The organism is Pseudomonas sp. HMSC063H08, from assembly GCF_001813645.1.
GTDB lineage: Bacteria > Pseudomonadota > Gammaproteobacteria > Pseudomonadales > Pseudomonadaceae > Pseudomonas > Pseudomonas aeruginosa.
The window spans coordinates 63987-76989 of the sequence record NZ_KV813597.1 but is presented as its reverse complement, the minus strand read 5'-3'; the positions used below and the strand labels follow the sequence as shown (position 1 = coordinate 76989).

Here is a 13003-nt window from a genome sequence, read left to right as displayed (position 1 = left end):
GCCTTGCACGGAGTGCCTTCCGCTCCCTGTTCTTGTACGAAAATCAAGGGCAATTTCCTGTGGGACGGACGTTTCATTAGTGATTTCTCATGCCGATTCGGCATGGGGCAGTCACTTACGGCATTAGACGGGGTAGGGGAGCGCATGAATCATTGCGCCCTTTCGCCTGTCGGGAGCGACTCTCCCGTTGGAGCGACTCCCGACTTCCACAAGAATTAAGGGTGACGAAACATGGGTAAAGCCAAGCTAAGCCTCGCCTGGCAGATCGTGATCGGTCTGGCACTCGGTATCGCCGTCGGCGCAGTGCTCAACCATTTCAGCGCCGAAAAGGCCTGGTGGATCGCCAACGTGCTGCAACCGGCCGGCGACATCTTCATCCGTCTGATCAAGATGATCGTGGTGCCGATCGTGATTTCCTCGCTGGTGGTCGGCATCGCCGGCGTCGGCGACGCGAAGAAGCTTGGCCGCATCGGCCTGAAGACCATCATCTACTTCGAGATCGTCACCACCGTCGCCATCGTCGTCGGCCTGCTGCTGGCCAACCTGTTCCAGCCCGGCACCGGCATCGACATGAGCACCCTGGGTACCGTGGACATTTCCCAGTACCAGAAGACCACCCAGGAAGTGCAGCATGACCATGCGTTCATCGCGACCATCCTCAACCTGATTCCCTCCAACGTCTTCGCCGCCATCGCCCGTGGCGAGATGCTGCCGATCATCTTCTTCTCGGTGATGTTCGGCCTCGGCCTGTCGAGCCTGCCCAACGACCTGCGCGAGCCGCTGGTGAAGGTGTTCCAGGGCGTTTCCGAGACCATGTTCAAGGTCACCCACATGATCATGAAGTACGCCCCTATCGGTGTCTTCGCCCTGATCGCGGTGACCGTCGCCAACTTCGGCTTCGCCTCGCTGCTGCCGCTGGCCAAGCTGGTGATCCTGGTCTACGTGGCCATCGTCTTCTTCGCCCTGGTGGTGCTGGGCCTGATCGCGCGGATGTTCGGCTTCTCGATCATGCGCCTGATCCGCATCTTCAAGGACGACCTGGTCCTCGCCTATTCCACCGCCAGCTCGGAAACCGTGCTGCCGCGCATCATCGAGAAAATGGAAGCCTACGGCGCGCCGAAGGCGATCAGCAGCTTCGTGGTGCCCACCGGCTACTCCTTCAACCTCGATGGCTCGACCTTGTACCAGAGCATCGCGGCGATCTTCATCGCGCAGCTCTACGGCATCGACCTGTCCATCGGCCAGCAGATCATGCTGGTGCTGACCCTGATGGTGACCTCCAAGGGTATCGCCGGCGTGCCGGGCGTGTCCTTCGTGGTGCTGCTCGCCACCCTGGGCAGCGTCGGCATCCCGCTCGAGGGCCTGGCCTTCATCGCCGGCGTGGACCGCATCATGGACATGGCGCGCACCGCCCTCAACGTGATCGGCAATGCCCTCGCGGTGCTGGTCATCTCCAAGTGGGAAGGCATGTACGACGCGGCCAAGGGCCAGCGCTACTGGGATTCGCTGCCGCACCTGCGGCAGGCGGTCGGCGAAGCCAAGGGCAAGCAGGCCACCCTCGAATAAGGCGGCTTCCCGCCCAGGAGGCCCCGGCATCGTCCGGGGCCTCGGCGTTTCTGGCGCCGGCACCGCCTGCGCCGCTATCATCCGCGCAACGCGGGGGATTCTGAATGCTGAACGGCTTGTGGTTGGGTTTTTTCCTGGTGGCGGCGGCGAGCGCGCTGGCGCGCTGGTTGATCGGCGGCGATGCGACGGTGTTCGCGGCGATGGTGGAGAGCCTGTTCGCCATGGCCAAGCTGGCGGTCGAGGTGATGGTCCTGCTGTTCGGCACCCTGACGCTCTGGCTCGGCTTCCTGCGCATCGCCGAGAAGGCCGGTCTGGTGGAGCGCCTGGCGGTGCTGCTCGGTCCGCTGTTCCGTCGGCTGATGCCGGAAGTGCCGCCGGGGCATCCGGCGATCGGCCTGATCACCCTGAACTTCGCCGCCAATGGCCTGGGCCTGGACAACGCCGCCACGCCGATCGGCCTGAAGGCGATGAAGGCGCTGCAGGAACTCAATCCCAGCAGCACCACCGCGAGCAATGCGCAGATCCTCTTCCTGGTGCTCAACGCCTCGTCCCTGACCCTGCTGCCGGTGACCATCTTCATGTACCGCGCGCAGCAGGGCGCGGCCGATCCGACCCTGGTATTCCTGCCGATCCTCCTGGCCACCAGCGCCTCGACCCTGGCCGGCCTGCTGTCGGTGGCGCTGATGCAGCGCCTGCGCCTGTGGGACCCGGTGGTGCTGGCCTACCTGATCCCCGGCGCGTTGCTGCTGGCCGGCTTCATGGCGGTGCTCGGCACGCTCTCGGCCACCGCGCTGGCGCAGCTGTCCTCGCTGCTGGGCAACCTGACGCTGTTCAGCCTGATCGTGCTGTTCCTGATCGTCGGCGCGCTGAAGAAGGTGCCGGTCTACGAGAGCTTCGTGGAGGGGGCGAAGGAAGGTTTCGACGTTGCCAGGAACCTGTTGCCCTACCTGGTCGCGATGCTTTGCGCGGTTGGCGTGCTGCGCGCCTCCGGGGCGCTGGAAGTGGTACTCGGCGGGATACGCTGGGCGGTCGAGGGGCTGGGCTGGGACAGCCGCTTCGTCGAGGCGCTGCCCACCGCGCTGGTCAAGCCGTTCTCCGGCAGCGCGGCGCGGGCGATGCTGCTGGAGACCATGCAGACCCACGGCGTCGACAGTTTCCCGGCGCTGGTCGCCGCCACCGTGCAGGGCAGCACCGAGACCACCTTCTACGTGCTCGCCGTCTATTTCGGCTCGGTCGGCCTGCAGCGCGCGCGCCACGCGGTGGGCTGCGCGCTGACCGCGGACCTGGCCGGGGTCATCGCCTCCATCGGCGTGTGCTACTGGTTCTTCGCCTGAAGTCGCTAGGCTTCGACGTCACTGGGTGACGTCGAAGCGCAGGGTGCCGATCATCTGTCCGGCCTCGGTGAGTACCTTCACCTGCCAGTGGCCGACCGGGTCGCCGGGGAAGTTCTGCTTGTGGGTCCAGGCCCGGTAGCCCTCCTTGCGGCCGCCGTGGATATCCAGGGCGATGCGGTCGAACTCCTTCCCGTTGAACATCCACACGTGATAGATGCGCTCGTCGAGGCCGCGCGGCGCGTTGATCGCGGTATAGGCGAACAGGCCCTGGCTGCGCAACTGGCTGGCGCCGACCTGCTCCAGGCTGTCGCCGGGCGTGCGGCTCTGGTCGTCGAACTGGCTGCTCACCGCCACTTCGGTCAGCCACAGGGTGGCCGGCGGCACCCAGGTACGGCCGAACCAGCCGGCCAGGCCCACTGCCAGGGTCAGGCCGAGAAGCAGGAAGCCGCGCCACCAGTGCTGTAGCGGGAAGGTCACGAGCAGGCTGGGGAAGGACAGCACGACGGCGATGCCCAGCGACAACCGGTAGCTTTCCGGGGTGGTCAGGTGCAGCAGGATCGGCAGCGAGGTCAGCAACACCGCGAACAGGGTCAGGGTGTGGTAGGCGAGGAACACCCAGCGACGCCTGGACAGCCAGCGATAGTAGAGCGGATCGGTGATGGAGATCAGCGCCGCGGCGGCCAGCGTCCCTGTGAACAGCGCCTGGCCGCTGTTCCAGGTGGTGGTGATGAGAAAGAACGGCAGGACGAAGAACAGGCTTTCCTGGTGGATCAGTTGGGTCGCGTAGCGCAGCAGCGGCGCCGGGATCTCCCAGCCGAAGCGGCGGGCGAAGGTCTCCCGCAGGAGGTTCTCGAGGATCAACCAGACCCAGCTGACCAGCATGATGATCGCCAGCACCTGGGCGAAGCCCTTCTGCCGGTCGACCATGATGAAACTGAACACGCCCGAACAGAAGCCGAACAGGGCGATGGTGCGTGGATAGCGGGCCATCAGGCCGCCGACCAGGGCGATCAGTTGCTCCAGGCGGGCCTTGAGGATGGGGCGTTGTTGGTTGGGCATGGGGAACAGCGGGTTCTCGATCGGATCTGCTCGGCCAGCCGGCCGGGGCGCGCAGCATAACCCCGGCCGGGTTTCCTGGGTATGAACGAAGGACAGCTACCGCGCGGCGAATGTTTCCTTCGCCCGACAGAGGCTCCGTTCTCCTTTCGCGGAGGGCGACCAGGGAAAAAGGCGTCGCTTTCCCGACCGATGGTCGCGAAGCTTTCGGCAGCCTTTCAAACCCCTTCAGTTCGCACCTTTCGGGCAATTTTAGATTGTTCGACAGGAGTTTTTACACATATGGTTACAACTCGGTCGATGGATGACGTACCCGCCTGCGTGGCCATCGACGCCGCCATGGACCGCTTCCCCGTGTCTGCCTGAGTGTGTGTCCCATGGCCTCTAATAAATCCAAAGGCGTCGCCATTTTCCGTGTGGTCAGTGGCAACTTCCTCGAGATGTACGACTTCATGGTGTATGGCTTCTACGCCACCGCCATCGCCAAGACCTTCTTCCCCGGCGACAACCCGTTCGCCTCCCTGATGCTGTCCCTCGCCACCTTTGGCGCCGGCTTCCTGATGCGGCCGTTGGGTGCGGTGTTCCTGGGCGCCTACATCGATCGCCACGGCCGCCGCCAGGGCCTGATCATTACCCTCGGCCTGATGGCCATGGGCACCCTGCTGATCGCCTTCGTTCCCGGCTATGCCACGCTGGGCGTGGCGGCGCCGTTGCTGGTGCTGTTCGGCCGGCTCCTGCAGGGTTTTTCCGCCGGCGTCGAGCTGGGAGGGGTTTCGGTCTACCTGTCGGAGATCGCCACGCCAGGACGCAAAGGCTTCTTCGTCAGTTGGCAGTCGGCCAGCCAGCAGGTCGCGGTGGTCTTCGCCGGCCTGCTCGGCGTGCTCCTCAACCAGTGGCTGAGCCCGCAGGACATGGGCGAATGGGGCTGGCGCGTACCGTTCTTCATCGGCTGCCTGATCGTTCCGGCGCTGTTCGTCATCCGTCGCTCGCTGGAGGAAACGCCGGAGTTCGAGGCGCGCACCCACCGACCGTCGCTGTCGCAGGTGCTGCGCTCCATCGGGCAGAACTTCGGCGTAGTGCTGGCCGGTACCGCGATGGTGGTGATGACCACCGTATCGTTCTACCTGATCACCGCCTACACGCCGACCTTCGGCAAGAATGAGTTGCAACTGTCGGACCTCGACAGCCTGCTGGTGACCATGTGCATCGGCCTGTCCAACTTCATCTGGCTGCCGGTGATGGGCGCGTTCTCCGACCGCATCGGGCGCAAGCCATTGTTGCTGGGTGCCTCCGCGCTGGCACTGCTGACCGCCTACCCGGCGCTGTCCTGGCTGGTCCGCGAGCCGAGTTTCGCCGGCCTGCTCGGCGTCGAGTTGTGGCTGTCGTTCCTCTACAGCAGCTACAACGGCGCGATGGTGGTGGCGTTGACCGAGGTGATGCCGGCGGACGTGCGCACCACCGGTTTCTCCCTCGCCTACAGCCTGGCTACGGCGACCTTCGGTGGTTTCACCCCGGCGGTCTGCACCTGGCTGATCCACACCCTGGACAACCGCGCGGCTCCGGGCATCTGGCTCAGTGGCGCGGCGCTGCTGGGGCTGCTCGCCACCCTGGTGCTGTTCCGCCGGCGCGGCAAGGAGATCGCCGAGGCCGAGCTGGCCAACGCCTGAGGCGTTTCGCCGCATGCCGTGCGTCGGCTCCCGCCGGGGCTGCGGCGGCGGCGTTGATGTCGATCAACCGGAGCTGCGCCAAACCGCGTAGACAGGAAAGAAGTGGTTGTACCGACTTCCTTCCCTTCCTGGAGATCGCATCATGTCCAATGTACAAAATGCCAGCCGGTCTTCCGCGTTCGCGGCGGTGGAGGGCGACCATTGGGTCGAGTCCCTCGACGATGGCCGCCACGTGCTGATCCGTCCCCTGCGCGAGGAGGACCGGGAGCGCGAACGCCAGTTCATCAACCGGCTGTCCCCGGCGACCCGCCACTTCCGCTTCCTCGGCGAGATCAAGGAAGCCAGCCCGGCGCTGCTCGACCAACTGATGGACATCGACTACCAGCAGAGCATGGCCTTCGTTGCCCTGGTGCACGAGGACGGTGAGCTGCGCGAGGTCGGTATCAGCCGCTACGCCGCCTGCTGCGAGGAAGGGCAGTGCGAATGCGCGGTAACCATCGCCGACGACTACCAGGGACTGGGCCTCGACGCCGTGCTGATGCGCCATCTGATCGACGTGGCGCGGCGCAACGGCTTCCGCCAGATGTATTCGGTGGACTCGGCGGCCAACCGGGCGATGCGCGACCTGTGTTGCGCACTGGGCTTCGTCGGCCAGCGCGACCCGGACGACTCGACCCAGGTCATCCACCGCCTGGCCCTGTAGCCCGCTCAGGCGCGCCGGCGGCGCAGGCCGAACCAGAGCAGGCCGCTGGCCAGGAGACCGGCGGCGAGTAGCAACGGGTAGAGCATGTCGTCGTCGAATAGCGGCTTTTCGATGCGCAGGTAGCCTTCGCCGTCGAACAGCCGCTTCGCCAGCGCGTTCGCCTGTTGCAGGCTGACCTTCGCCAGGCGGCGCTCCTCATTGGGGAAATGGCCGTCCTCGTAGTCGGCCAGCGAGCCCCAGTAATAGTCCGCCAGCGCCGCGTTGCCCTGGGTGCTCCAGGCCAGCCTGGCGCGCTCGGCGAATTGCACCCGCTTGAAACGCACCGGGTCCAGGCCATGCTGGCGGATGCCGTCGAGCAACTCGCGCAGGGCGGCCTCGGTGGCGGGCAGGTCGCTGCGCTCGACATCCGCGTCGAGGCTGAAGAAGCCCTGGTTGGCGAACACCTGGCGATCGGTCGATGGCCCGTAGGTGAGTCCGCGACGCACACGCAGGTCGGCGTACAGCGCGTCGTTCATATAGGCCTGGAGCAGGACCATGGCGTCCGGGTCGGCGTCGTCCGGCTCCGGATAGATCCAGTGCAGCATCGCACCCTCGCCGAATGGCCGGGTGATCAGGGTGCGCCTGGCCTCGGCATGCCCGTTGGCCGCCGGCAGCTCGCGGCGCTCGGGGAGCTCGTGGTCTTCCAGGGTGCCGAAGGTCCGGGTCAGATAGGCCGGCAGGCGCGGGTCGAGGTCACCGACCAGGATCAGGGTCATGTTGCCCGGTACGTACCAGTCGCTGCGCAGCCGCTCCAGCTGCTCCGCGCCAAGCGGCGCCAGCGGCGCGCGCTGGGAGCAGGCCAGGCCCAGTTCCACCGCCAGTTGGTCCATGGCGCCACGGCCCAGGTTCTCGCGGTCGAGCCAGCGCTGCAGGTGCGAGTAATGGCCACCGCCTTCGCGCTCGATCACCCGCTTGGCGGCGGCGATGCGCGGCTCGTCCAGTTCGGTGCGGGTGATGGTGTCCAGCAACAGGTCGAGGACCTGCCGCTGGGTGGCGGCAGGCGCCTCGATGACGAAGGTGGTGTCGCCTTCGCTGGTATAGGCGTTCCATTGCCCGCCGAGGGCCTGCATGCGGGCTTCCAGGTCGGCCTCGTCGCCGCCGTCCAGGCCGCTGAAGAACAGGTGCTCGAGCAGGTGCGGCAGCTGCTTTTCACGGCACGAGAAGTCGGCGAAACCGACCCCCACCACCAGCCGGATCGAGACGTGCCGGCGCTGCTCGGTGGGCTTGAGCAGCACGCCCATGCCGTTTTCCAGCTGGAAGGCTTCGACCTCGCTGCGCTGGTCGGCGTACGACCAGGGGCAGAGCAGGCAGAACAGCAGCAGGGTGGACAACGAACGCATGGGCCGAGCCTGGAACTGAAAATACCGAGAATAGCGGATGCTTCATGACGAACCTACCCGCAGAACGGCTAATGTCGCGAACGGCGTGTTTCCGCACGCTCCTCGACGAGCGCTGGCTCGGCCAGCGGCGCCGAGGTCATGTCGTCGACCTCGTCGGCCCAGTCGTCCTCGTCCTGGCGAACGCCCTCGTCGGCCGCGCTGCTCGGCGCGTCAGGGTTGTCCAGCACGGCGTAGGCGATGGCGCAGAACAGCGAGTTGAGACGCTTCATGTCGCTGATCAGGTCCAGGTGCAGCGAGCTGGTCTCGATGCTCTGTACCACCTGCTGGTGCAGGCGGTCGACATGGGCATGGGCGTAGCGCCGTTCCTGCAGGCGGAAGCGCTGCTTGGCCCGGCGCAGGCGCTTGGCGCTGTCGAGGTCGCCGTTGAGGAACACTGAGAGACCCAGGCGCAGGTTGGAGACCAACTGCTGGTACAGGGTGCCGATCTCTTCCAGGCCGGTGTCGGAGAACGAGCGGCTGCGCGAGGTCTTCTTGTCCTGCACGGCGGCGAGCATGTGCTCGATGATGTCGCCGGCCTGCTCCAGGTTGATCGCCAGCTCGATGATCTCCGCCCAGCGCCGGCTGTCGCGTTCGGACAGGTCCTCGCGCGGCATCCTTGCCAGATACAGCTTGATCGCGGTGTAGAGGGCGTCGACGTCGTCGTCGAGCTTGCGGATGTCCTTGCCGAGCAGCGGATCGCCGCCGCGGATGATCTGCATCAGATTGTTCAGCATCTGCTCGACGGTATCGCCCATGCGCAGGGTCTCGCGCACCGCGTTGGCCAGCGCCAGGCTCGGCGTGTCGAGGGCGGCGGGATCGAGATGGCGCGGCCGGGCGACGTCGTCGGGAAGGGCGCGGTCGGGCATCACCCGGGTGCAGAAGCTGGCCATGGCGTTGGTCAGCGGCAGGCAGGCGAGGCAGCGCGCGGCGTTGTAGAGCACGTGGAAGGCGATCACCAGTTCGGCTGTGCTGAACTGCCAGTGATCCATCCAGTCCGCCAGCGGCCCCACCAGGGGCAGCACCAGCAGGCAGCCGGCGACCTTGAACAACAGGCTGCCGAGGGCCACCCGGCGACCGGCGGCGTTTTGCGCGGTGGCGCTGAGCATGGCCAGGATGCCGCTGCCGAGGTTGGCGCCGACCACCAGGCACAGCGCGACTTTCAGCGAGATCACCTTGGACGCGGCGAGGGTCGCGGTAAGCAGCACGGCGGCCAGGCTGGAATAGGAAATCATGGCGAACAACGCGCCGGTCAGCGCGTCGAGCATGATGTCGCCGGTCAGGCTGGAGAACAGTACCTTGACGCCCTTGGCTTGGGTCATCGGCTCGGCGGCAGCGACGATCAGCTGGAGCGCCAGGATGATCAGGCCGAGGCCGATGAATACCCGGCCGAGCTGGCCGAGGCGGGTCTGTTTGCGGCTGAGGAAGAAAATCACGCCGAAGAAGATCAGCAATGGCGAAAGCCACGACAGGTCGAGGGTCAGCACCCGCGCCATCAGCGCGGTGCCGACATCGGCGCCGAGCATGATCGCCAGGGCCGGCGCCAGTGCCATCAGGCCCTGGGCGACGAAGGAGGTGGCCAGCAGGGCGGTGGCGTTGCTGCTTTGCACCAGAGCGGTGACGCCGATGCCGGCGGCGAACGCCAGCGGGCGTTTTTCCACGCTGCGACTGAGGATGCGCCGCAGGTCGGCGCCGTAGACCCGGAGAATTCCGGTGCGGACGATATGCGTGCCCCACACCAGCAGGGCGACGGCAGAGAGCAGGTCGAGCAGTTTCAGCATGGCGTGGCCCCCCTGGCACTACGACGAATGGCCAACCTCGCGCCAGGTTCCGCGTGCGTTGCGCCGCAGAGCCCGGACAACGGCGCCAACGGCCACGATGGAAAGGCAGCGTTCAGGCGAGTTGTAACACGAACGTCATATTTGGACAGGCGCCCCCCGCGGGAGTTCGTCCCGGCAGCCCGAGCGGCAGGGCGCCTACCCTTCATTCAAGCGTGCGCGCCGCGAAACGGCGAGGATTTTTTCGCCTTCCGTTCGATGCATGCGTTTGCGCCACAGCCCATGGAATTAGCCGACAGGAAGGGTATCCTTTGCACCTTTTGAAAAGCCCCGGTCTAGAGGGATACAGAGGAGTGGTGCGGATGCGATTTGCGGGGATCAGTGGCTGCCTCTCGGCAGCGGTGTTGGCGCTCGGGGTAGGGGGAGCGCCGGTGGTTCGGGCCGATGCGCTGGGCGATAGCCTGGAGCAGGCGCACATCCGCAAGGCGACCTTCGCCGCGCCGGCCTGGGAAGGCTATACCAACGCCGACGGCAGTGGCCTGTACTGGGACCTGCTGAAGCAGGTCTATGCGCCCTACGGGCTCGACGTGAAATTCATCAACATGCCCTGGAACCGCGCCAACAAGCTGATGACCGCGGGCTCCATGGTCGATGGCGTGCCGGGCGAGATCCCCGGCGTGGAGGGCAAGCTGTACGCCCAGTTGCCGATCGACATCGAGTACCACGGCGTGATGCATGCGGCGAAGACGCCCTTTTCCGGTCGCGCCAGCCTCACCGGCAAGCGCGTCGGCTGGCGCCACAGCTACAACCTGATCCCCGCGGAGCAGCGCGACTTCACCCTGGTCGAGTGCATACGCCCCGAGCGTTGCACCGAGCAGGTCCAGAACGGCGAGCTGGATTTCTTCCTCGACGAGCCGGACGAACTGGAAAAGCAGCGCAGCGAAGCGCACCTGGCGGCCGATGCCTATCCGATCGCGCAACTGCCGCCCGGCAAAGAGTCCTTCATGACCTTCGCCGACAGCGCCAGCGGCCGGCTCCTGCGCGAGGTCTACGACGCGCGGGTGCGGCAGATGGCGGCGTCCGGCGAGCTGCGGGCGCTCTACCAGCGCTGGAACAGCGAGGTGCCCGGCGCCGTGCAGGCCCTTTCGGCGCAGTGATGCGCCGCTCATTTCCACCGCGGAGCCTTTCCGGGGCTTGCGCGGCGGGAATGAAACGCCTAGGATTCGCCCTTCATTTCCCCCACTCACGCACCGCAAAGGAGGTTACATCGATGATTCAGTTCTCTACCCTTTGCAGGCTGCGCCTGGCCTAACGGCCACCGAAACCTACCGCTCGACCCCCTGCACCGCTGAACGATTCCCGCCCTTGCGTCCGCGCAAGCTTCCGGCGAGAGGTCATCGGCTGCCGCGGTCACCGCTCCCCAGGTTTTCACTTCTCCGTTAGACGCCCTTCGCCCTTCCGCGAGTGCCCGCTCGGCTTCGGTCTGCCCCCCGGATCTACCGTTTCAATCACATGGATTGGATTATGGGCAACTACATCAAGCCTTTGTCCGCGGGCGTCGCACTGATCGCCTCGGACAGCACCTGGATCGAAGGCAAGGCGATCCAGCAACTGCAAACCACCGCCGAGCTGGATGGCATGCGCCGCGTCGTCGGTCTCCCGGACCTGCATCCCGGTCGCGGCTATCCGGTCGGCGCGGCGTTCTTCTCCGTCGGCCGCTTCTACCCGGCGCTGGTCGGCAACGACATCGGCTGTGGCATGGCCCTGTGGGAAACCGGCCTGGCCCCCGGCAAGCTGTCGGCGGACAAACTGGAAAAGCGCCTGGGCAATCTCGACCTGCCGCTGGACGAGACCTGGAACGATTGCATCGAAGCCCTGGAGCTGCCGGCCCGCGAGCACTGGCGCGCGCTCGGCACGATCGGTGGCGGCAATCACTTCGCCGAACTACAGCAGGTCGAGACCGTGTTCGACCAGGCTGCCCTGCACGCCCTCGGCCTCGATGCCGATCGCCTGCAACTGCTGGTGCACAGCGGCTCGCGCGGGCTCGGCCAGGCGATCCTGCAAGAGCATGTCAGCCTGCACGGCCACGCCGGCCTGCTCGACGGCAGCCTGGAAGCTTCCGCCTACCTGGCGCGGCACGCCGATGCGTTGCGCTTCGCCGAGGGTAACCGCCAGCTCATCGCCCGGCGCATTCTCGAACGCTTGCGCTGCGACGGCCTGGAACTGCTCGACGTCAACCACAACCTGGTGGCGCCGGCACAGGTCGATGGCGTCGACGGCTGGCTGCACCGCAAGGGCGCCACCCCGGCCGACCAGGGTGTGCTGGTGATCCCCGGCTCGCGCGGCGACTACAGCTACCTGGTGGAGCCCGTGCCGAGCGCGCAGAGCCTGTTCTCCCTGGCCCACGGCGCCGGTCGCAAATGGCAGCGCGGCGAGTGCCGGGAACGCCTGGCGGCGCGCTTCAGCGTCGACCAGCTGGGCCGCACGCGCCTTGGTAGCCGGGTGATCTGCGGCGACCGCCAGCTGATCTACGAGGAAGCGCCGGAAGCCTACAAGGGTATCGACTCGGTGGTCGGCGCGCTGCTCGAAGCCGGCCTGCTGCGCCTGGTCGCCCGCCTGAAGCCGGTGCTGACCTACAAGACCCGTGGGGAGTGCTGCCGATGATCCTGCTGCAACTCTCCGCGGCCCAGGGCCCGGCGGAATGCTGCCTGGCGGTGGCGAAGGCGTTCGAGCGGCTGTGCCTCGAGGCGGCGCAAGCCGGCGTCGAGGTCGAGGTGCTCGAGGAGGTGGCCGGTGAGCGTCCGCGCACCTGGCGTTCGCTGCTCCTGGGGCTGCGCGGCATTGCCGCCGAAGCGCTCGCCGAGCACTGGTGCGGCGGTATCCAGTGGATCTGCACCAGTCCCTACCGGGCGAGGCATGCGCGCAAGAACTGGTTCATCGGCGCGGAGCGCTTCGCCGCGCCGCCGGCCAGCCTGGAGGGCGAGATCCGTTTCGAGACCCTGCGCTCTTCCGGCCCCGGCGGCCAGCATGTCAACACCACCGACTCGGCGGTGCGCGCCACCCACCTGGCCAGCGGCATCAGCGTCAGGGTGCAGAGCCAGCGTAGCCAGCACGCCAACAAACGCCTGGCGATCTTGCTGATCGCCCGGCGCCTCGCGGACCAGGCGAGCAGCGCGGCCGACGCGCTGCGCGCGGAGCGCCGCCAGGCCCACGGCCGGATCAGTCGCGGCGCGGCTCGCCGGGTATTCCGCGGCGAGCGTTTCGAGCCGGCCTGAGCGGCTCAGTCGCCGAGCACTTCCTTGCGCAGCTTCACTGGCTCTTCGCCCCGCTTGCGCGCAGCGGCGCCGCGCATGCGGATGTTCAGCGCCTCCACGGCCAGGGAGAAGGCCATGGCGAAGTAGACGTAGCCCTTCGGCACATGGACTTCGAAGGCTTCGGCGATCAGCACCGTGCCGACCACGATGAGGAACGACAGGGCGAGCAT

10 protein-coding genes and 1 pseudogene are annotated in these 13003 nt (G+C 66.6%); 7 read left to right on the top strand and 4 right to left on the bottom strand.

The genetic code is table 11. The annotated features are described in order from the left end of the window. Positions 1 to 231: 231 nt before the first annotated feature. Together gltP and HMPREF2924_RS28475 are read left to right on the top strand one after the other, a co-directional pair. Complete coding sequence (gltP, locus tag HMPREF2924_RS28480; RefSeq protein WP_003096956.1) at positions 232 to 1566, top strand: glutamate/aspartate:proton symporter GltP; 1335 nt, start codon at positions 232 to 234, stop codon at positions 1564 to 1566. A 104-nt stretch (positions 1567 to 1670) separates the two neighbouring features. Beyond that, a complete protein-coding gene (locus HMPREF2924_RS28475; protein WP_003096953.1) occupies positions 1671 to 2900 on the top strand; it encodes a nucleoside recognition domain-containing protein in 1230 nt (409 codons plus the stop codon). 18 nt (positions 2901 to 2918) lie between these two features. Here HMPREF2924_RS28475 and HMPREF2924_RS28470 read toward each other — a convergent pair whose 3' ends face one another. Continuing rightward, a complete protein-coding gene (locus tag HMPREF2924_RS28470) occupies positions 2919 to 3959 on the bottom strand; it encodes a DUF5924 family protein (RefSeq protein WP_003136421.1) in 1041 nt (346 codons plus the stop codon). Positions 3960 to 4333: 374 nt separating this feature from the next. Between HMPREF2924_RS28470 and HMPREF2924_RS28465 the strand changes: the two genes are divergently transcribed. After that, on the top strand, positions 4334 to 5623 hold the full coding sequence (locus tag HMPREF2924_RS28465) for an MFS transporter (protein ID WP_003096941.1): 1290 nt from the start codon (positions 4334 to 4336) through the stop codon (positions 5621 to 5623). A 142-nt stretch (positions 5624 to 5765) separates the two neighbouring features. Continuing rightward, positions 5766 to 6326, top strand: a complete 561-nt coding sequence (locus tag HMPREF2924_RS28460) for a GNAT family N-acetyltransferase (protein ID WP_003096934.1) — start codon at positions 5766 to 5768, stop codon at positions 6324 to 6326. 5 nt (positions 6327 to 6331) lie between these two features. Here the strand turns inward: HMPREF2924_RS28460 and HMPREF2924_RS28455 are convergent, their stop codons facing one another. Beyond that, positions 6332 to 7705: a M16 family metallopeptidase gene (locus HMPREF2924_RS28455; RefSeq protein WP_003136418.1), complete on the bottom strand. Its 1374-nt coding sequence runs from the start codon at positions 7703 to 7705 to the stop codon at positions 6332 to 6334. A 68-nt stretch (positions 7706 to 7773) separates the two neighbouring features. Then, the gene (locus HMPREF2924_RS28450; RefSeq protein ID WP_003136417.1) at positions 7774 to 9522 is read right to left on the bottom strand and encodes a Na/Pi cotransporter family protein; all 1749 of its coding nucleotides are present in this window, start codon (positions 9520 to 9522) and stop codon (positions 7774 to 7776) included. Positions 9523 to 9875: 353 nt separating this feature from the next. Between HMPREF2924_RS28450 and HMPREF2924_RS28445 the strand changes: the two genes are divergently transcribed. The 3 genes from HMPREF2924_RS28445 (at position 9876) to prfH (ending at position 12794) form a co-directional block, all read left to right on the top strand. Next, a complete protein-coding gene (locus HMPREF2924_RS28445) occupies positions 9876 to 10676 on the top strand; it encodes an ABC transporter substrate-binding protein (protein ID WP_003136414.1) in 801 nt (266 codons plus the stop codon). A gap of 367 nt (positions 10677 to 11043) precedes the next feature. Further along, positions 11044 to 12183 carry an RNA ligase RtcB family protein gene (locus HMPREF2924_RS28440; RefSeq protein WP_003142126.1) on the top strand — a complete coding sequence of 380 codons (1140 nt, stop codon included), beginning with the start codon at positions 11044 to 11046 and terminating at the stop codon, positions 12181 to 12183. Beyond that, positions 12180 to 12794 carry a peptide chain release factor H gene (gene prfH / locus HMPREF2924_RS28435; protein WP_003142124.1) on the top strand — a complete coding sequence of 205 codons (615 nt, stop codon included), beginning with the start codon at positions 12180 to 12182 and terminating at the stop codon, positions 12792 to 12794. The genes HMPREF2924_RS28440 and prfH overlap by 4 nt, the downstream gene beginning before the upstream one ends. Before the next feature lie 5 nt (positions 12795 to 12799). Here prfH and HMPREF2924_RS28430 read toward each other — a convergent pair. Continuing rightward, positions 12800 to 13003 (bottom strand): annotated as a pseudogene (locus HMPREF2924_RS28430) (TerC family protein); the annotation flags it as partial.

Bases quoted from the DNA above. Each gene is read 5' to 3' on its own strand.
- HMPREF2924_RS28455 (WP_003136418.1), bottom strand. From the start codon at position 7,705: ATGCGTTCGTTGTCCACCCTGCTGCTGTTCTGCCTGCTCTGCCCCTGG.
- HMPREF2924_RS28450 (WP_003136417.1), bottom strand. From the start codon at position 9,522: ATGCTGAAACTGCTCGACCTGCTCTCTGCCGTCGCCCTGCTGGTGTGG.
- HMPREF2924_RS28470 (WP_003136421.1), bottom strand. From the start codon at position 3,959: ATGCCCAACCAACAACGCCCCATCCTCAAGGCCCGCCTGGAGCAACTG.
- HMPREF2924_RS28440 (WP_003142126.1), top strand. From the start codon at position 11,044: ATGGGCAACTACATCAAGCCTTTGTCCGCGGGCGTCGCACTGATCGCC.
- HMPREF2924_RS28465 (WP_003096941.1), top strand. From the start codon at position 4,334: ATGGCCTCTAATAAATCCAAAGGCGTCGCCATTTTCCGTGTGGTCAGT.
- HMPREF2924_RS28460 (WP_003096934.1), top strand. From the start codon at position 5,766: ATGTCCAATGTACAAAATGCCAGCCGGTCTTCCGCGTTCGCGGCGGTG.
- HMPREF2924_RS28475 (WP_003096953.1), top strand. From the start codon at position 1,671: ATGCTGAACGGCTTGTGGTTGGGTTTTTTCCTGGTGGCGGCGGCGAGC.
- prfH (WP_003142124.1), top strand. From the start codon at position 12,180: ATGATCCTGCTGCAACTCTCCGCGGCCCAGGGCCCGGCGGAATGCTGC.
- gltP (WP_003096956.1), top strand. From the start codon at position 232: ATGGGTAAAGCCAAGCTAAGCCTCGCCTGGCAGATCGTGATCGGTCTG.